General features: G+C 69.2%; 11 protein-coding genes, 3 tRNA genes and 1 pseudogene. 10 read left to right on the top strand and 5 right to left on the bottom strand.

The genetic code is table 11. From position 1 onward, the window contains the following. The first annotated feature begins 8 nt into the window (after positions 1-8). Positions 9-1,934, top strand: a complete 1,926-nt coding sequence (dnaG, locus tag ACFXOM_RS18875; protein WP_384932336.1) for a DNA primase — start codon at positions 9-11, stop codon at positions 1,932-1,934. A gap of 346 nt (positions 1,935-2,280) precedes the next feature. Continuing rightward, the gene (locus ACFXOM_RS18870) at positions 2,281-3,654 is read left to right on the top strand and encodes a sigma-70 family RNA polymerase sigma factor (protein ID WP_384932333.1); all 1,374 of its coding nucleotides are present in this window, start codon (positions 2,281-2,283) and stop codon (positions 3,652-3,654) included. A 99-nt stretch (positions 3,655-3,753) separates the two neighbouring features. Here ACFXOM_RS18870 and ACFXOM_RS18865 read toward each other — a convergent pair whose 3' ends face one another. The 4 genes from ACFXOM_RS18865 to ACFXOM_RS18850 all read right to left on the bottom strand — a co-directional run bounded on the left by ACFXOM_RS18865 (position 3,754) and on the right by ACFXOM_RS18850 (position 9,529). After that, the gene (locus ACFXOM_RS18865; RefSeq protein ID WP_384945367.1) at positions 3,754-5,679 is read right to left on the bottom strand and encodes an ABC transporter ATP-binding protein; all 1,926 of its coding nucleotides are present in this window, start codon (positions 5,677-5,679) and stop codon (positions 3,754-3,756) included. Next, positions 5,679-7,412 (bottom strand): ABC transporter ATP-binding protein, encoded by a 1,734-nt coding sequence (locus ACFXOM_RS18860; RefSeq protein WP_384932328.1) that lies wholly within the window; start codon positions 7,410-7,412, stop codon positions 5,679-5,681. Before ACFXOM_RS18860 ends, ACFXOM_RS18865 begins: the two co-directional genes overlap by 1 nt. Positions 7,413-7,531: 119 nt before the next feature. Next, positions 7,532-8,971, bottom strand: a complete 1,440-nt coding sequence (locus ACFXOM_RS18855; RefSeq protein WP_384932325.1) for an FGGY-family carbohydrate kinase — start codon at positions 8,969-8,971, stop codon at positions 7,532-7,534. 258 nt (positions 8,972-9,229) lie between these two features. After that, positions 9,230-9,529 (bottom strand): YtxH domain-containing protein, encoded by a 300-nt coding sequence (locus ACFXOM_RS18850; RefSeq protein WP_384932322.1) that lies wholly within the window; start codon positions 9,527-9,529, stop codon positions 9,230-9,232. A 238-nt stretch (positions 9,530-9,767) separates the two neighbouring features. On the opposite strand from ACFXOM_RS18850, the gene ACFXOM_RS18845 reads away from it, so the two are divergent. The 3 genes from ACFXOM_RS18845 to ACFXOM_RS18835 all read left to right on the top strand — a co-directional run bounded on the left by ACFXOM_RS18845 (position 9,768) and on the right by ACFXOM_RS18835 (position 10,173). Next, positions 9,768-9,840, top strand: a tRNA-Asn gene (locus tag ACFXOM_RS18845). 5 nt (positions 9,841-9,845) lie between these two features. Next, a tRNA-Asn gene (locus tag ACFXOM_RS18840) sits at positions 9,846-9,918 on the top strand. A 178-nt stretch (positions 9,919-10,096) separates the two neighbouring features. Then, positions 10,097-10,173, top strand: a tRNA-Ile gene (locus ACFXOM_RS18835). Positions 10,174-10,505: 332 nt separating this feature from the next. Here the strand turns inward: ACFXOM_RS18835 and ACFXOM_RS18830 are convergent. Then, positions 10,506-11,107 (bottom strand): annotated as a pseudogene (locus tag ACFXOM_RS18830) (IS5 family transposase); the annotation flags it as partial. A 992-nt stretch (positions 11,108-12,099) separates the two neighbouring features. Between ACFXOM_RS18830 and cas3 the strand changes: the two are divergent. From cas3 to cas5e, 5 genes are all read left to right on the top strand, one after another. Then, positions 12,100-14,877, top strand: coding sequence for a CRISPR-associated helicase Cas3' (cas3, locus tag ACFXOM_RS18825; protein WP_385038532.1), 2,778 nt, complete (start codon positions 12,100-12,102; stop codon positions 14,875-14,877). 272 nt (positions 14,878-15,149) lie between these two features. Then, on the top strand, positions 15,150-16,856 hold the full coding sequence (gene casA / locus ACFXOM_RS18820) for a type I-E CRISPR-associated protein Cse1/CasA (RefSeq protein ID WP_385038529.1): 1,707 nt from the start codon (positions 15,150-15,152) through the stop codon (positions 16,854-16,856). A 125-nt stretch (positions 16,857-16,981) separates the two neighbouring features. Then, complete coding sequence (casB, locus tag ACFXOM_RS18815) at positions 16,982-17,587, top strand: type I-E CRISPR-associated protein Cse2/CasB (RefSeq protein ID WP_385038526.1); 606 nt, start codon at positions 16,982-16,984, stop codon at positions 17,585-17,587. 105 nt (positions 17,588-17,692) lie between these two features. Further along, a complete protein-coding gene (cas7e, locus tag ACFXOM_RS18810; RefSeq protein ID WP_385038523.1) occupies positions 17,693-18,847 on the top strand; it encodes a type I-E CRISPR-associated protein Cas7/Cse4/CasC in 1,155 nt (384 codons plus the stop codon). Continuing rightward, positions 18,844-19,641: a type I-E CRISPR-associated protein Cas5/CasD gene (gene cas5e, locus ACFXOM_RS18805; protein WP_385038520.1), complete on the top strand. Its 798-nt coding sequence runs from the start codon at positions 18,844-18,846 to the stop codon at positions 19,639-19,641. Before cas7e ends, cas5e begins: the two co-directional genes overlap by 4 nt. Positions 19,642-19,644: the final 3 nt, after the last annotated feature.

Genomic DNA, 19,644 nt, shown 5'->3' with positions numbered 1-19,644 from the left:
ATTTACGCGTGGCAGGCAGGATCAACGATGACGACGTGAAGGCGGTCCGGGACGCGGTCCCGATCGACTCCGTCGTGTCCGAGTACCTCCAGCTGCGCAACGCGGGCGGGGGAAACCTCAAGGGACTCTGCCCCTTCCACGACGAGAAGTCCCCCTCCTTCCAGGTCAGTCCGAGCAAGGGGCTGTTCCACTGCTTCGGCTGCCAGGAGGGCGGGGACACCCTCACCTTCGTGATGAAGATCGACCACCTGTCGTTCTCCGAGGCGGTCGAGCGGCTCGCCGCCAAGGCCGGCATCACGCTGCGGTACGAGGAGGGCGGGTACAACCCCAGTCACCAGCGCGGCGAACGCATCCGTCTGGTCGAGGCCCATCAGGTGGCGGCACGGTTCTACGCGGAGCAGCTCGACGGTGCCGAGGCCGAGATCGGCCGGAAGTTCCTCGCCGAGCGCGGCTTCGACCAGGCGGCGGCGCAGCACTTCGGCGTGGGGTACAGCCCCGCGGGCTGGGACCACCTCACCCGCTTCCTGCGAGGCAAGGGCTTCTCCGACAAGGAGCTGGTGCTGTCGGGCCTGTCCCAGGAAGGGCGCCGGGGGCCCATAGACCGCTTCCGCGGCCGACTGATGTGGCCGATCCGTGACATCTCCGGCGACGTCGTCGGCTTCGGCGCGCGCAAGCTCCGCGACGACGACACCGGCCCGAAGTACCTGAACACCCCGGAAACGGCGATCTACAAGAAGTCCCAGGTGCTGTACGGCATCGACCTGGCGAAGAAGGAGATCGCCAAGTCCAGCCGCGCGGTGGTCGTCGAGGGCTACACCGACGTGATGGCCTGCCACCTCGCCGGGGTGCCGACGGCGATCGCGACCTGTGGAACCGCGTTCGGCGGCGAGCACATCAAGATCCTCCGCCGGTTGCTGATGGACAACGGCAGCGCGAGGGTGATCTTCACCTTCGACGGGGACGCGGCCGGGCAGAAGGCGGCGCTGCGTGCCTTCGAGGACGACCAGAAGTTCGCCGCCGAGACGTTCATCGCGATCGCCCCCGACGGCATGGACCCGTGTGAGCTGCGGCTCGCCAAGGGCGACGAAGCGGTGCGCGAGCTGGCGGAGCCGCGCAACCAGCTCTTCGAGTTCGCGATCCGCCAGATCGTCAGGAACTACGACCTGGAGACCCCGGTAGGCCGCGCCGCAGCGCTCGACGAGGCCGCGCCGATCGTCGCCCGGATCAAGAACAGCGCGTCACAGCACGAGGTCGCCGTCCAACTCGCCGGACTGCTCGGCATCCTCGACACCCAGTTCGTGGTCAAGCGCGTCGCCCAGCTCGCTCGCTGGGCACGCGACCGCGGTGGTGCCCCGGGCGGACCGGGGCAGGGCGGCCACGGTCCGGGGCCCGCGCGCCGCGCGCCGTCCCCGTACGACACTCAGCGACCCGCCGCGCCCAGCGGTCCTGCGCTCAACCTGCGCAGCCCTGCGCACCGCACCGAGCGGGAGCTGCTGAAGCTCGCCCTCCAGCATCCCGAGCTGGTCTCACCGGCGTTCGACGCATACGGCGCGGACGAGTTCACGGCTCCGCCGTACGCCGCGGTCCGCGAGGCCGTCGCCGAGGCGGGCGGCGCCGAACAGGGCATCCCCGACGCGCCGGGCTACGTGGCGCGGGTCCGGGAGGCCGCCCCGGACGACACGGTCCGCGCGATGATCACCGAGCTCGCGGTCGAGGCCGTCCACGCGAGGACGGTCGACGAGACCTACGCGGGCATGCAGCTCGTCTCCGTGCGTCTGCGTGCGGTGGACCGCCGTATCCGCGAGGTCCAGGGCACGCTGGCCCGGCTCGGCGCACACGCCGAAGCCGATCACCTCGCTGCGGTGCAGAACGAGCTGTGGGTGCTCCAGCAGTACGCCCAGTCGCTGCGCAACCGGGGTGCGGACGCCCTCTGAGGAAGCCGGTCCGGCTTGCTCCCGGACGGCGCTCCGCGGTCGGCCGACCGGTCTGCCGGACCTCCGCCCGGGGCGGACCCGGCCGGGAGAAAGCCCCGCCGCAGAGCGCCGCCACCCGGTCGACGGGACTCGGCGCGAGCCCGGGGAGCGCTGCTCGGAGCATGCGGCGGCCGTACGTCACCGGAAGCGCCCTGCCCGTGACGCCGCCCACGGCGGCCCGGGAGGAGTGGCCGGACCCCATGCCTCCCGTCCCACGGTCCGGTAACCGCACGGTCACGCACCGGACTCAAAAAGTCACCGCACGCCCCTCGTGGCAGCGATGTGTCGTACCCCACACTGGGGTGCGGTGCCTGAGTCCTCGGAGCGCGGCCGGTCCACAGCGGGTGGGCCCTTCACCACCGCGGATCCGCTCATCGTGTACGGGACGGACAGCGGCCCGGCCGCCGCCCCCGTCCCGCTGCCGCCTGCCCCCGAACCGGCAGCGCCCACCCTGGAGGTCGCCCCCGTGCAGACCCAGACCCTGACAGAAGCCGATCCGGTCGCGTCCGTACCCGTGCAGAGCCGGGCGGCGCACCATCCCGAGGCGTCGGACCCTCCTGGTCCCGGGGCGGAGGGCACGCCGGGCGCAACGCCCCGTCGGCCAGGGGCCCCCGTGGCGCGGGAGGCCGCCGAGCCGTTCGGGGGCCCCGAAGCGGCCGGGACACCTGAGCCGACGGATCCTCCGGAGGCGTCCGGGACCCCGGACCCGCCGGGCCGTCCGGAGAGGTCCGGAGCCGTCGGCGCGCCGGCGCGTGCCGACGGCGGCAGCGGGCCCTCGTCCGACCTCTTCCGCCAGTACCTCAGGGAGATCGGCCGCATCCCGCTGCTGACCGCGGTCGAGGAGGTCGAGCTCGCGCGCCGTGTCGAGGCCGGACTGTTCGCCGAGGAGAAACTGAGGCGCACGCCGGACCTCGATTCCCAACTCGCCCTCGATCTCGACAGGCTCGTCGTCATGGGGCGAGTGGCCAAGCGCCGGTTGATCGAGGCGAACCTCCGCCTCGTCGTCTCGGTCGCCAAGCGCTACGTCGGCCGTGGGCTGACCATGCTCGACCTCGTCCAGGAGGGGAACCTCGGTCTGATCCGCGCGGTGGAGAAGTTCGACTACGCACGCGGCTACAAGTTCTCCACGTACGCGACCTGGTGGATACGCCAGGCCATGTCCCGTGCACTCGCCGACCAGGCGCGGACCATACGCGTCCCCGTCCACGTCGTCGAACTCATCAACCGCGTCGTCCGCGTCCAGCGCCGCCTGCTCCAGGAGCGCGGCTACGAACCGACCGCCGATGAGGTGGCCGGCCAGCTCGACCTGGCCCCCGAACGCGTCAGCGAGGTCCTGCGCCTCGCCCAGGAACCGGTGTCCCTGCACGCACCCGTGGGGGAGGAGGACGACGTCGCGCTCGGCGACCTCATCGAGGACGGTGACGCCGCGTCCCCCGTCGAGTCGGCGGCGTTCCTCCTGCTGCGCGAGCACCTGGAAGCCGTGCTCTCCACGCTCGGGGAGCGGGAGCGCAAGGTCGTCCAGCTGCGGTACGGGCTGGACGACGGACGGCCCCGCACCCTGGAGGAGATCGGACGGATCTTCGGCGTGACGCGCGAGCGCATCCGGCAGATCGAGTCCAAGACCCTGAACAAGCTGCGGGACCACGCCTTCGCCGACCAACTGCGCGGCTACCTGGACTGAGACCGGGACCGAACCGGAACGGGCGGACGGCCCGGACCTCGTGGCCCGGGCCGTCCGCCCGCCGTACTCCGTCGTCGCCGCAACCCGTCAGGCCCGTGCTCAGTCCACCTCGGCGACCGCCTGGGCGAACTGCGCGGTGTACAGGCGTGCGTACGCACCGCCTGCCAGCAACAGTTCTTCGTGCGTGCCTTGTTCGACGATCGAGCCGTTCTCCATCACCAGGATGACGTCGGCGTCCCTGATCGTGGAGAGCCGGTGCGCGATCACGAAGCTCGTGCGCCCGTGCGCGAGTCGTGACATCGCCTTCTGGATGAGCACCTCGGTCCGCGTGTCGACCGAGCTCGTCGCCTCGTCGAGCACGAGGATGACCGGGTCCGACAGGAAGGCGCGGGCAATGGTGATCAGCTGTTTCTCGCCGGCGCTGACACCGGTCCCCTCGTCGTCGAGGACGGTGTCGTACCCGTCGGGCAGGGTTCGGATGAAGCGGTCCGCGTGGGCGGCTCGCGCAGCCTCCTCGATCTCCTCCCGCGTCACCTTGCGCGACGTGCCGTAGGCGATGTTCTCCGCGATCGTGCCGCCGAACAGCCAGGTGTCCTGCAGCACCATGCCGATCCCCGCCCGCAGGTCGTCACGGGACATGGAGGCGACGTCGACGCCGTCGAGGGTGATCCGGCCGCCGGTGACCTCGTAGAACCGCATGAGGAGGTTCACCAGGGTGGTCTTCCCGGCGCCCGTCGGGCCGACGATCGCGACCGTGTGACCGGGCTCGACCGACAGTGACAGATCCTCGATGAGCGGCTTGTCCGGCTCGTAGCGGAAGGACACGCCCTCCAGGGCGACCGCACCGCTCAGCTCCTCCGGGCGGGGGCCGTCCACCGGGTCCGGCTCCTGCTCCTCCGCGTCCAGCAGCTCGAATATCCGCTCGGCGGAGGCGACGCCCGACTGCACCAGGTTCGCCATCGACGCGACCTGCGTCAGCGGCATCGAGAACTGCCGCGAGTACTGGATGAACGCCTGCACGTCACCGATGGACAGGTTGCCGGACGCCACCCGCAGACCGCCGACGACGGCCACCAGCACGTAGTTCAGGTTGGAGACGAAGAACATCAGCGGCTGCATGATCCCGCTGTTGAACTGCGCCCGGAAACCGGCTTCGTACAGGGCCTCGTTCTGCTCGGCGAACTGCTGCGCGGACTCCTCCTGCCGGCCGAAGACCTTCACCAGCGCATGGCCGGTGTACATCTCCTCGACATGGGCGTTCAGTTGGCCGGTGGACCGCCACTGCTGCACGAACTGCGGCTGCGAGCGTTTGCCGACCTTCGCCGCGACGACCACCGACAGGGGCACGGTCACCAGTGCGACCAGCGCCAACAGCGGCGAGATCCAGAACATCATCAGCAGCACACCGATGATCGTCAGCACCGAGTTGACGAGCTGGCCCAGCGACTGCTGCATGGTCTGCGAGATGTTGTCGAGGTCGTTCGTCGCCCGGCTGAGCACCTCGCCGCGCTTGGCCTTGTCGAAGTACGACAGCGGCAGCCGCGACAGCTTGGCCTGGACCTCTTCACGCATCCGGAACACGGAGCGGTTGATCACCCGGATCGACATCCGCGTCGACACCAGCATCAGCAGCCCGGAACCCACGTAGACGGCGAGCGCCACCAGCAGCACGTTCCCCACCGCGGTGAAGTCGATGCCGTGGCCGGGAGTGAAGTCCACGCCGGACAACATGTCGGCCAGGCCTCCCTCACCCCGCTTCCGCAGGCCCTCGATCGCCTGTTCCTTGGTGATGTCGTCCGGCATCTCACGGCCGACGACGCCGGCGAAGACCAGGTCGGTCGCCCGACCCAGGATCTTCGGCCCGACCGCGGCGAACGCCACGCTCAGTACGCCCGCCGCGAGCATCGCCCACAGGGTGCCCTTCTCCGGCGCGAGCTGGCGCAGCAGTCGCTTGCCCGACCCCTTGAAGTCCATGGACCGCTCGCCTGAACTGCCCATCATCATGCGTCCGCCAGGACCGGCCATCAGGCAGCCTCCGCCTCGGTCAGCTGGGAGAGCACGATCTCCCGGTACGTCTCGTTGCTCTCCATCAGCTCGTGGTGCCTGCCGGTACCGACCACGCGGCCTTCGTCGAGGACCACGATCCGGTCGGCGTCACGGATGGTCGACACCCGCTGGGCGACGATCACGACCGTCGACTCCGCCGTTTCCCGGGCCAGGGCCCCGCGCAGCGCGGCGTCCGTCGCGTAGTCCAGCGCCGAGAACGAGTCGTCGAAGAGATAGATCTCGGGCCGCTGCACCAGCGTCCTCGCGATCGCGAGCCGCTGCCGCTGGCCACCGGAGACATTGGTGCCGCCCTGGGCGACGGAAGCGTCCAGACCGCCGTCGAGTGCCCGTACGAAGTCGGCGGCCTGCGCCACCTCGAGGGCCTGCCAGAGCTCCTCGTCGGTCGCGTCCGGATTGCCGTACCGCAGGTTCGTCGCCACCGTGCCGGAGAACAGGTAGGGCTTCTGCGGGACGAGCCCGACGGTGCGGGCCATCACGACCGGATCCAGCTCCCGCACGTCCACTCCGTCGACGAGGACCTCGCCTCCGGTGACGTCGAACAGCCGCGGCACGAGTCCCAGGAGCGTCGACTTGCCGCTGCCGGTCGACCCGATGATCGCCGTCGTCTCACCGGGCCGGGCGACCAACTCCACGTCGCGCAGCACCGGCTCCTCGGCACCGGGGTACCGGAAGTCCGCCCCCCGCACTTCGAGGTGCCCGCTGCGTTCCAGCTCACGCACGGGGGAGAGCGGCGGCACGACGCTGGACTCGGTACCCAGCACTTCGTCGATGCGCTCGGCGCAGACCTCGGCCCGCGGCACCATCATGAACATGAACGTGGCCATCATGACGGCCATGACGATCTGCATCAGATAGGCGAGGAACGCGGTGAGCGCGCCGATCTGCATGGCACCGCTGTCGATCCGGTGGGCGCCGAACCAGACGACGGCGATGCCCGAGAGGTTCACCACCGTCATGACGGTCGGGAACATGAGGGCCATGAGCCGACCGGTCGACATGGACACGTCCGTCAGCTCGGTGTTCGCGCCGCGGAACCGCTCCTGTTCGTAGGTGTCCTTGACGAACGCCCGGATGACCCGGTTGCCGGTGATCTGCTCGCGCAGCACCCGGTTCACCGTGTCGAGCCGCTCCTGCATGGTCCGGAACAACGGCCGCATCCTCGCCACGATCAGCGACACGGCCACGCCCAGCACCGGTACGACGGCCAGCAGGACGGCCGACAGCGGCACGTCGAGGGAGAGCGCCATCGCGATGCCGCCGATGCACATGATGGGCGCCGACACCATCAGCGTGAACGACATCAACACCAGCATCTGGACCTGCTGGACGTCGTTGGTGGTCCGCGTGATGAGCGACGGCGCGCCGAACTGCCCCACCTCGCGGGCCGAGAACGACTGGACCCGCTCGAACACCGCCGCACGGAGGTCCCTGCCGAGCGCGGAGGCGGTGCGGGCACCGAAGTACACGGCCCCGATGTTGCACGCCACCTGGACCACGCTGACGCCGATCATCAACGCGCCGAACGCCAGGATGTATCCGGTGTCCCCCTTGACGACACCGTTGTCGATGATGTCCGCGTTCAGGGTGGGCAGATAGAGCGTGGCACTGGTCTGCAGCAGTTGCAGCACTACCAGGCACGCGATCGGTTTTCGGTACGGGCGCAGGAAGGTCCGCAGAAGTCGTATGAGCACGCGCGGCTGTCTCTCAGATCGGCATCAGTCGTGAGGTCGGCCCCCATACTGTGCCACTCAGCCGCCCCGTGCCCAACGGATTAACTCAAGCCCGGGTCAAGAACGAGTGACCTCCACAATCAACGGCCGAACGCCCCCGGATGGACCTGGTCGCGCGTCGCGGAGTACTGCTGCCGTACCGCCCGTCCGATCGCCAGTTCCTCTCCCGGCTCGAAGATCTGAGCGGCAGCCCCCTGCCAGGCCGGAGGGGTGTGCGGGGCGAGCGTGCCCTGGGCGACGCCGAGTGCCCAGGCCGCCTGTCGGGCGGCGCCCAGCGCGGCGTAGTCGGCGGGCTGCGGTACGACGACCTGCGCGCCGAAGATCGCAGGCGCCGCGGCCTGCACGGCGGGCAGTTCCGCGGCCTGGCCCAGCAGGAACACGCGGTGCACCTCCACCCCCCGCCCGCGCAGCACCTCGAGCGCGTCGGCGAGCGAGCACAGCATGCCCTCGAAAGCGGCCCGTGCCAGGTGCTCGGGCTTCATCGACTCGCGGCGCAGTCCGCTCAGCGTCCCCGCGGTGTGCGGCAGGTGCGGGGTGCGCTCACCCTCCAGGTAGGGAAGCAGGACCAGGCCGGAGGACCCCGGCGTGGACTTCATGGCGAGCGCGGACAGCTCCGCGAGGTCCCCGGCTCCGAGCATCTCGGCGGCGCCGCGCAACACGCGTACGGCGTTGAGCGTGTGGACGACGGGCAGGTGCATGCCCGTCGCGTCGGCGAACGACGTGATCATCCCGGACGGGTCGGTCAGTGCCTCGTGGTGCACGGCCATCACGGACCCCGACGCCCCCAGCGACACGACGACGTCGCCGACCCCGAGACCGAGGCCCAGCGCCGCGGCCATCGTCTCGCCGGTCCCCGCGGAGATCAGTAGCCCCTCGGGCGTCGTGCCTGCGGTGTCGGACGGACCCAGCACCTCCGGCAGCGCGGCTTGGTGGCCGAGGGCCAGCTCCACCAGATCGGGCCGGTAGGCGCCGGTGCCCGCCGACCAGTAGCCGGTGGCGGACGCCGCACCCCGGTCGGTCGTCCTGCGGACGGGCCTGCCGAGCAGTTGCCATACCAACCAGTCGTGGGGCTGCATCACGACGGCGGTGCGCTGTGCGGCGTCGGGCTCGGTCCGCGCCAGCCAGCGCAGCTTCGCCACCGGCAGACCGGACTGCGGCACGGAGCCCACGGCCTCGGCCCAGGCCTGCCTGCCGCCGAAGTTCTCGATCAGATCGGCCGCCGCCACCTGCGCGCGCTTGTCGTTTCCGACCAGCGCCGGCCGGACCGGTACGCCCGTCGCGTCGAGCGGGACCAGTCCGTGCTGCTGCGCGGACACGCCGATGGCCTGCACGCCTTCCAGCAGCCCACCGGCCGCCGCCTCACCCAGCGACAGCAGCCACGCCTGCGGGTCGACGTCGGTGGTCTTCGGCTCGACGGGATGCGGCGCGTACCCCTGGCGCAGTACGGCGCCCGTGTCCGTGTCACAGACGACGATGCGAGTGAAGGCGGACGAACTGTCCAGCCCGGCGACTATCCCCATGCCTCCAGATTCTGCCGCACTCGGCGCCCGGGGCACGCCCGGACCGGCTCACGCGGGCGCAGGGAGCCGCCGCTTGCGCCGCGGGAGGGGCGGATCTGCGGTGGCGTGCTCCTCCGCGACCGGGTCCGCCCCTGGTGGTACGCGCCGGCCGTTCGGGGTTGCACCGAGCGAGGACCGCCAGGACCGGACAACGACGGCCGAGACCGGGCAAGGGACGGTCAGGCGCGAGGCGCGTACCACATCCTCCGGGGTGCCGAGCTAGGTATTGCTCGTCCCCCAGTCGTCCTCGGCGCCCTGACTGCGCACCCGGAGCGACCGGACCCGCTGGGCGACCGACTCGGGCATCCGATCACCGACCTTGTCGCTCACGGCGTGGTACGCCTTGCCGGCCACCTCCCGGCCGGTCTGTGCGGCGCTCTCGGCGGCGTTGCGCACGGCGGGGTTCTGCGCGAACTCGCGGGCGGACTTCTTCAGCTGCTCGTAACGCTCGCGCCCGGCGCGGGTGCCGAGCACGTATCCCAGGGCCAGTCCGGCGATGAACGTGAGCCGGTAGCGCATGGCTGCCACCCTTCGCCGGCGTCGTCGCGGACGCCGGTGTCGATACGGACCGTGAGGCTGTGCTGCCCGCCTACCCGTCCGACCCCGTGATCACCCGGGAGGACCAGCCGGAGCTGCCGCGAGGTCGCCGGGGAACCGATTGGCGGAGCACCCCCCTGCTTGCGCTAATGTATGTGTCGCAGCGAGCGAGCGCCCCCCGGAACGCCCGGGGTAGGTACGTTCGGTGCACACGCAGCAATCCCCTGTAGCTCAATTGGCAGAGCAGCCGGCTGTTAACCGGCAGGTTACTGGTTCGAGTCCAGTCGGGGGAGCGCGATCCCCTGTAGCTCAATTGGCAGAGCATTCGGCTGTTAACCGGAGGGTTACTGGTTCGAGTCCAGTCGGGGGAGCAGCTGGCGGAAGAGGACCCTTCGGGGTCCTTTTTCATGTGATCGCTGCTTCGTGGAACCCGTAGGACGGCGTAGCGGTCCTCAAGGTCACGGCGATGCCGACCATCCGAAGCAGGAGATCGTATGAGCGGCTATGCTGCGGCAGACGGCGCGCACAGATGTGCGCGACGCGCCGTTAGGGGCGGTAGCTCAGCCGGTTAGAGCAGCGGACTCATAATCCGTCGGCCGTGGGTTCGAGTCCCACCCGCCCCACCATGCAGGTCCCTGATGTGCAGAAACGTCTCAGCGGGCGTGCGGATTCAGGACTTCGCCTGAACGGACTGAATCCGCTGCTCGTGAGTTCGACTGCGGCTCCATGGGCGGCGGTTGGCGGTCCGCTGACCTGCGTGAATGCGTCGAGCCACGAGGCACGCGCGATCCTCAGCAGGCCGCTTATCCGACGGGCGAGCTCGGAATTGGGGACGCTGTGGGGACACGGGGAATGGGAGGACTCGAGGAGCCAGCGTCGTTCCGGTTACAGCGTCGTCGGGGGAGCCGTTGTGGTGTCGGACGCTTGGGACCGTCACGGTAGGCCTGGCTTAGAACTCCTAACAGAGTGCCTTCAGCCGTCGCCAGCAGATGATGCTGCAGGCCAGGCTGAGGAAGGCTTCGTGGATGTCGTCGCGGATCTCCCAGCGGATGCGTAAGCGGCGGAACCAGTGCAGCAGCGCGAAGCTCTGCTCGACGACCCACCGGTGGATGCCCAGCCCTGATCCGTGTTCGGTGCCTCGGCGGGCGATGACCGGGGTGATCCCGACGGCGCGGACCTGCTTGCGGTACTTGTCGTGGTCGTAGCCGCGGTCTGCGTAGAGGCGATCGGGGCGTCGGCGGGGACGCCCGCGGCGGCCACGCACGGGCGGGATGGCCTCGATCAGGGGCATGAGCTGGGTGACGTCGTTGCGGTTTCCGCCGGTCAGTGACGCTGCCAGCGGGATGCCGTGCGCTTCGGTGATCAGATGATGCTTGGAGCCTGCTCGGGCACGGTCGACCGGGCTCGGTCCGGTTTTGGGCCGCCCTTCATGGCCCGGACATGGGAGCCGTCGATCACCGCCCTGGACCAGTCCAGCGCGCCAGCGGCGTGCAGCTCGGCCAGCAGCGACTCGTGCAGACGCTGCCACACACCCGCGTCGTTCCAGTCCCGCAGCCGCCGGCATCCAGAGGAGAACGCGCGTTGAAACAGTGCGACACGTTCGCGGTTGTGGACGCCTGGGATCGTCGGGGGGTCGTGTCCCCCGTCGTGGTGTAGCCGATCACCGGTCCGTCGTGCGATCACCGCTGGTCCCGGCTCGGCGAGCCCCAACAGGGCCGCCGGCGAGGGCGATTCGGGCCGCGACCTGCGGATTCCGCCGGCTTGATCGGCTACACCACTCGGCGGGACGCCATCGTCGGGGGACACCGGGACAGCTGAGATGCCGCCACGGTCGAATCGAAGCGCACCGGAAAACGACCCGTACTGAAACGGCCCGACACCTGTGTGAACGGCGCCGACCTCTGTGTATCCGCAGACGGCCTGGCCGTCGGTTCGCCAGGGCACTGCTTTCCCGGGGCCGGGGCCGGGGCCGGGGCCGCGTGCGCGAGCAAGCGCACGCCGGATTCCTTCCCGGAGCCGCAGCGCCGCCCCTTGCGACGGTCCGCTGCAACTGGCCGTCGGCATCGCCGTGGGCGCTTTTCCCACGTCGCCTTGGAGACTGCCGACGCCGCTCTCGCTGGCAAAGGTCCCCGCCAGGTCGCCGCCTTCGTCGAACACAGCCGCCACACCCTGTGTGTCGTACGGCAGAACTACGGCCTCGCGATAGGCGTCAATCTCGGCGGCCTCCTCGATGGAGTCGGGGGTTCCATGAACCCGGTCCTCGCCGCCCTGCTGCACAACACCAGGCAGTCGACCCTGCGGCCTGAAGGTTCACACCGGTGTTGGTGTCGACCTCCTGCGATTTGCGGTATCCGGGGATGGGCTTCGGTTTTCGCAGGTCAAGATGTGTTGTCGGTGGTGGCCCCTATTCTCTGGTGGTCTTCGGACGAGTTCGTGGAGGCCAGGTGGACTTACATCAGCAGCATGAGCGGTATGAGCCTTCTGTCGTGCGGGCCCTGGAAGTGTTGTGGGGAAAGTCGCGGGAACGGGCCGCGGGCACCACGAACCTTCTGATGGCACACCTCCTGGACACTGCCGCGGTCGCCGAGTTGCTGTGGGACGGCTTCCTTGCTCGTTCGACACGGTCGGCCCTGGATGCGATCGCCGGTGGGCCGGGGCGCGGGCGGCGGTTGTTCGCCTGGTTGTGCGGGGTCCATGACTGTGGGAAGGCGACGCCGGTCCATCAGCGTCTGTGGTCCGAGGGTGCGGAGGCGGTGCGACGGTCGGGGCTGACCTGGGTCGAGTCGGCTGCTGTGGCGGGGGTGAAGAGCCAGAGGCGCTGGCGTCACGACTGGGCCGGTGGGTTGATGGCGCGTGAGTTGTTGACCTCGGCTGGGTGGGTCCCGGAGCAGGTGGACTGGGTGTGGCCTTTGGTGGCGGGGCATCATGGTGCCTTTCCGTCGCTGGGGGACGTTCGGGAGCCCAGGACAGCCAAGGGGCAGTTGAGGGGGAGGGGGCTCTGGCGTCAGGTTCAGCATGCGGTGCTGGATGTGTTCACCCGGGAGCTGGGAGTCGGAGGTCTCGTCGAGTTGCAGCCTGTGGTGGTCCCGTCGAGGGCGCTGCAGTTGCAGCTCAGCGGTCTGGTGGTCATGGCGGACTGGATTGCGAGTGACGAACGCTTCTTCCGGGGTATGGATGATCTGCGGCAGGTGAGCCTGGAAGCTTCCCGTGAACGGGCGGCGTCGGCGTGGACGGCACTGGGACTCCAGCGAGGCTGGGGGGCCCTGAACGCTCCGGTGCCCGAGGGGTTCCAGGACCGGTTCGGATACGCGCCGCGGCCGTCGCAAGCCATGGTTGTCGATGCTGCGCGCAGCATGGGCGGTCCGGGGCTGATGGTGATCGAGGCTCCCATGGGGGAGGGCAAGACGGAGGCTGGTCAGGCGGCAGCGGAAGTACTGGCGGCCAGGTTCGGGGCGGACGGTGTCTTTGTGGGGATGCCGACCCAGGCGACCAGCGATCCCATGTTCACTCGCACTCGGCGGTGGCTGGAGGCGATCGACCCGGACCTCCCGTCCCGGGCGGTACTGCTGCACGGCAAGAGGGCCTTCAACCGCGAGTGGAAAGCTCTGCTGGAGAAGGCGGGAGTGTCCGCGGACGAGGTGTTTCAAGGAGTCGACGAGTTCGGGATGGGCGACGACCCCTACGGCGTCGAGCACGAAGTGTGCGGCGAGCAGGAGCGGAAGGCCCCCGCAGAGTGGTTCCTCGGGCCGAAGCGCGGGCTTCTGGCCCCGTTCGTCGTGGGCACCGTCGATCAGCTCCTGTACGCGGCCACCCGTACGCGGCATGTGATGCTGCGGATGGCGGGGCTTGCGGGCAAGGTCGTGGTGTTGGACGAAGTCCATGCGTGTGACGTGTACATGAGCCAGTTCCTGGCGGAGGCGCTGCGTTGGCTAGGTCAGGCGAACGTGCCCGTGATCATTCTCTCCGCGACTCTTGCCCCCGCTCAGCGGCAGGCGCTGTTCGAGGCGTACCTCGCCGGTGCGGCGTCACGGGAGGAGTTCCAGGCGGACGTTCCGGCTCCGCAGGGCTACCCGAGTGTCACGGCCGCGTGGTTGCCCGTCTCGGGGGAGGCGCAGTTCCATATGGACGCGACGGAGAGCTGGCGCGAGGACCTCCCCGTGGCGGTGCGCGTGATACCGGAGACGATGCCCAGAGCACGATCCACGCGTGCAGAACGAGAGCGGCTGCAGGTTGAGGCGGATACCGGAGTGGGTGATCTGCTGGCGGATGAACTCGCTGACGGAGGGACCGCGCTTGTCATCCGCAACTCCGTTGCGCGGGCGCAGAGTATCTACGAGGAACTGCGCGGGCGGTTCGGTGACGTCGAAGTACGGCTGCTGCACGCTCGTTTCACGGTTGCCCGGCGTGCCGACCTGACGGAGGAGAGCCTGCGTCTGCTGGGTCCGCGGGCGCCGCGGCCCCCGGGCGGACGGCTGATCCTGGTGGCGACTCAGCTTGCCGAGCAGTCCTTTGACGTCGATGCCGACATACTGGTCACGGATCTGGCTCCCGTCGACCTCCTGCTACAACGCATTGGAAGGCTGCACCGGCACGAAGGCACGTGGCGCCCGGGACCGCTGCGCACGCCGAAGGCGTTCGTCACCGGTTTCCAGCAGTGTGAGGGCCGTGAGCCGGCCTTCGTGTTCGCCAGCGAGATGATCTACGGGCGCCATCTGCTATTGCGGACCGCTGCCGTACTGCCCGGTGCGGGCAAGGGGTGGTCGGTTCCCGGAGACGTGCCCGGGCTGGTGGAGAGCGTGTACGGGACGGATACGTCGCTGCTGCCCGAAGCATGGCAGGAGGCCGGCGAGGCTGCCAGCCGGGAGCAGAACGACCGGGACCGTACCCGCGCCGAAGTGGCGCGACAGTTCCTGCTGACTCCGCATGGTGAGCACGAGCGCCGGACACTGGCTGGTCTGCACTACGGCGGATCCACCGCGGGCGGCGATGAGGACTCGCTGCGAGCGGCGGTGCGTGACGGTGACGAATCCGTAGAGGTCGTTCTTGTGGTTCGCGATGAGGGCGACGCGGTCTTCCGGACATTGACGGGGCGTGCCTTGAGCGTCAACGGAGATGTGGCACCGGAGGTGCTGGACGAGGTACTGGGCTCGATGGTGCGGCTGCCCTCCAAGCTCTCACAACCGGCTCTGGATCTAGGACCTTTGCCCGGCTGGCACGGGCATCCGTGGTTGCGACGGAGCCGTGCTCTGGTGCTGGACGCCTCGCGCACAGCCCGCGTAGGCGACTTCACCGTGTCGTACGACGAAGAGTTCGGGCTCCGGCAGGTGTAGAGGCTCGGGGCCGATGGCGTCGGCAGTTGTCCCGTGGGCGTAGTGAGCCGCCGGGCCGGAGCCCGGCGGCTCGGTACCCCGACTGGCGCGGGGACGACGTGAACCCCGATCTGTGATGCAAACAGAAGAGGGGACCATCCCCACAGTGCGGACCTCACGGTGCGCAGGCGGGGTCAACTCCCGAATCCTCTCAGCTGGTTGTGGAGAAAGCACACCGGTGTCCCGACGCCACTGCTAGCTTCAAACATAAGAGATTCCATCAAGGAGTGCTGATGACTCATGGCTTCTCACTGACGGACGATCCCTGGCTGCTCTTACCGCCAGCCACGGGAGAACCGGCACAGGAACGCTCCTTGCGCACGGCGCTGCTGGAGGCACACAAGTTCGGCGACCTGGTGGTGGAGATCCCCACACAGAAGCCGGCTGTGTTCCGGCAGGTCCTGCTCCCACTTATCGTCGCTGCCCTGGGCCGCCCGGCGGATGAGCGCGAGTGGATGAACTGGTACTCCACCGGGCAGTGGTCGCAGGAGCAGCGTCTCAAGCTCCAGGAATATCTGGACGCGCACCGAGGATTGTTCGACCTCTTCGATCCGGTGCAGCCCTTCGGCCAAGTCGCCGGGCTGTCCACCACGAAGGGCGCGACGAAGAATGCCGGGCTGATCGTCGCGACCGCCGCTACCGGCAACAACGTACCTCTGTTCGCTTCGCGTACGGAGCGCCACACCTTCCCGCTGACACCGGCACAGGCAGCGCACTGGCTGCTGCATACGCAGTGCTGGGACACCGCAGGGATCAAAACCGGCGCCATGGGCGACTCGCAGGCGAAGGCAGGAAAGACCACGGGAAACCACACCGGGCCCCTCGGGCAGATGGGCGTCACCCTGCTGGCCGGCAGAACGCTCTTCGAGACACTGCTGCTGAACATCCCGGTCGGAGCACCACCGACGTCGACCGACCTGCCGCAGTGGAAGAGGCGAGATCCCGCTGGCCCACGTCCGGCCAGCACCCCCCAGTGGCGGACGCGAGCACCCGAGGGGCTCCTGGACCTGTGGACCTGGCAGTCCCGGCGCATCCGGCTCCTTCCGGAAGCGACCGAAGAAGGCCTGCGGGTGACCCGGGTCCTGGTCGCCGCGGGGGACCGGATGCCGCACACGCCCGAGACCGAGCCGCACACCATGTGGCGCGTGGAGCCGACCGGCGGCCGGAACTCGGTGAAGGACAAAGACCGCACCACGTTGCCGCGCCGTCCATTGCGCCTCCAGCCGGGGAAGGCCGCATGGCGTGGGCTCGACGCGCTCCTGGCGCCCGAGCGGCAGTCCCGAGAGGCCGGGGAGAAGACGAGCGGGTTCGCCAGGAGCAAGGTCCTGGACCAGGCCGGGGGTCTCGTGCCTGAGCTAGGCGAGGCCTATCCGCTGCGTGTGGAACTCTTCGGCGTCGCATACGGCAGCCAGTCGGCCGTCATCGACGACGTGATGTTCGACGCGCTGCCTCTGCCGCTCGCCGCGCTCGGTGCCGATAGTGACGTCCGTTCCGCCCTCCTCGAAGTAGCCGAACAAGCAGAACACCTGGCCACAGCGGTCAATCACCTATCAGCTGATCTTCGGCGTGCGCTCGGCGCCGAACCGATCCCCTGGGACAAGGGGCAGCGCCCCGGCGAACTCGTCCTGCACACCCTGGATCCGCTGGTGCGACGGTTGTTGACGGGAATCAGAGGGGTGGAGGACCTGGAGCGCATCGAAGTGGGCCAGCGCGCATGGGAACAACTCGCCTGGCGCCGGAGCGGGGAGATCGCTGACCGCCTCCTGCAGGCGGTGCCCGTCGGAGCGTTCGCCGGCAGAAGCACCTCCCAGGGAGAGGGAAAGCCGGAACGTACGCATCGCGTTCCGCTGGCCGAAGCCTCCTTCCTCAGGCGTCGAGCGGAGATCCTCCACCGGGCCGACGCCCTTCGGAGCAACAGCGCCAATCCCGACGGCGAGTAGGCGACACGCCACGGGGCCCTTTCGAGGCGTCGTGAGCCCGCCATGCTCCGGCCGGAGCAAATCCGGCCACGGCAACCCCGCATGCCCTCGTGACACAGAATCCCTCATCACGTCTGGACACGGTCATGACCGAAGAAGACCATACGCAGCAGAGAATCTGGCACCGCTACATCGCCGCGGACGGCACCTGGCGCCGTAAGACCGGCACTGCCGCGGAGAAACGCCCGCCCGGGGAGGACCTAGCAGTACTGCGCGCGGGGCTGGGCCGTCCCGCCGGAACCGTGCTGGAGATGTTCCCGTTCTACACCTGTCCGGTCGACGACTTCGCCGCGCGCCGTGGGGAGGTCTCGGCCGCGCAGGAGGCCGAACACATGGCGCTCGCTCTCTACGGACTGCACCAGCAGAGCCAGGACCGGCCGATGCACCGTGACGGAGTTGGCCTCGGGCGGGCCGTGCTCGAGCTCCGGCGCCACGACCGCACCAGCGAGGCGGCAGTCGACGCCCGTTTCCAGCAGACGTTCTCCGCGACATCGACGCCGGCGCTCCAGCTCCGGCTGCGCGGCCTGGTCACTCAACTCAGGGACATCAAGCAGCCCCTCGACTACAACCGGCTGGCCTCCGACATCCTCCACTGGAACCGGCCCGAGTCCCGCAACCGAGTACGGCGCCGATGGGGCCTGGACTACTACGCCTGGACCCAGAAGACGGCACCTCCGCAATCCAGCCGCTGACAGACAGCAAGCCCGGTGTCCGCCTGCAGACGCCCTCCATCCGTTCGCGCGTGCCGGCCGCAGGTCGGCCGCGCACTGCTCACTCATACGACCCGGAGCCAACCGATGACCCAGCGCCTCTACATCGACGTGCACGTCGTCCAGACCGTCCCGCCCGCCAACCTCAACCGGGACGACCAGGGAAACCCCAAGGAAGCCGTCTACGGTGGAGTCCGTCGCTCCCGCGTCTCCTCCCAGGCGTGGAAGCGGGCATCCCGCCGGCACTTCGACGCCCAGACCCGTAAGCCCGAGCGCGCCACCCGGACCAAGCGCATCACCAATGAACTCGTCACCCGGATCTCGGGCAACACCGGCCTGGATCGCGACAACGCCGGACGCATCGCCGCCGCCCTGCTCGGCCAGCTCGGTCTGAGTCAGGGCAAGAAAGCCGGGGACACCGCGTACCTCCTCTTCTACGGCAACGCCCAACTCGACGCGGTCGCCGCTTTGGTGAATGACCGCGCCGCCGACCTGGCAGCCCTGGAGGAAAAGGCCCTGGCCGAGGCAGTCAAGGAACTGCCTGTCGCAGAGACCTTCACGACCGGGCACCCCGTGGGCGTCGCCCTGTTCGGCCGGATGGTCGCCGACATCCCCAAGCTCAACGTCGATGCCGCCGTACAGGTCGCCCACGCGCTCTCCACCCACGAGACGCAGCTCGAATTCGACTACTTCACATCCGTCGACGACCAGAACGAGAAGGACGAGACCGGTGCCGGAATGATCGGCACCATCGGCTTCAACTCCGCCACCCTCTACCGCTACGCCACCGTCGGGTTCGCCCAGCTGACCGACAATCTCGGCGGTGACACCGAAGCCGCCCTCGACGCCCTCGACCGGTTCGTCGACAGCTTCGCCCTGTCCGCACCCACCGGCTACCAGAACTCCTTCGCTCACCGCACCCGGCCCAGCCTCGTGGCGGTCGTCGTACGAACCGACCAGCCGGTCAACCTGGTCTCCGCCTTTGAGGAGCCCGTCCCAGCGGAAGCCGGCATCCAGGCGAACTCCGCCCGCCGACTCGCCGAGGAACACATCACCGCCACACACGTATGGGGCGACACCCCGCTCTACTGCGCGGCCAGCCACACCTTCACCACGCGCGAACCCCGAACCAAAGACACCGCCGAAACTCTTGCCCAAGCCTTCGGTGAACCCGTCACCTTCGCCGAACTGCGCACCACCCTGCGCGCCCGCATCACCACAGGCCTGGGGGACCAGGCGTGACCGCCCCCGACCAAAACTCCGTCCTCCTGCTCCGGCTTGCGGGCCCGATTCAGTCATGGGGGGACCGCAGCGCCTTCAACCGGCGTGAAACCCGACCCGAACCCACAAAATCCGGAGTCGTCGGTCTCCTCGCCGCAGCCGCGGGCCGCTCGCGCTACGCGCCCCTGGACGACCTTGCCGGGCTTGGACTGGGCATCCGCATCGACCAGCCCGGCAGCATCCTGCGCGATTACCACACCGTGAGCGACTACCGAGGCCAGCCGCTTCTCTCCGCCGCGGTGACCGCAAAGGGCCAGCAGAAGCCGACCTCACCCGCCAAGCACACACACATCACCCAGCGGTTCTACCTCCAGGACGCCATCTTCCTCGCGGCGGTGGAAGGCCCCGAAGGCCTCATCGCCACCCTTGAACACGCTGTACGCCACCCCGCCTTCCCTCTTGCCCTGGGCCGCCGCTCCTGCGTACCCGCACAGCCCCTGTCCCTGGGGCAGCGCACCGGATCGCTCGAGGACGTGCTGCGTGCGGAGCTCTGGCAGGCCGCCCCCGCTGTGCGCAAGCGGTGGGGGCGCGAGAACGGCGACGCAGCCCACATCGACCTGCCCGCCACCTTCGACGACCCGGCAGGAGACGAAGTCCGCGACGACGTCCCACTGTCCTTCGCTCCCAGGGGCCGGACCTTCACGACCCGACGCACTCGGCACACCTACCTCCAAGCCCCCACCGGCCTCACACCCGACCCCGCCCGCCCACGGAACACCGGCGGCCACGACCCCTTCGCCCTCCTGGGTTGGTGACCG

The sequence above is a fragment of the Streptomyces sp. NPDC059169 genome, assembly GCF_042755225.1.
Lineage (GTDB): Bacteria > Actinomycetota > Actinomycetes > Streptomycetales > Streptomycetaceae > Streptomyces.
The sequence above is the reverse complement of the archived record's forward strand: the minus strand, read 5'-3'. Positions and strand labels throughout refer to the sequence as shown.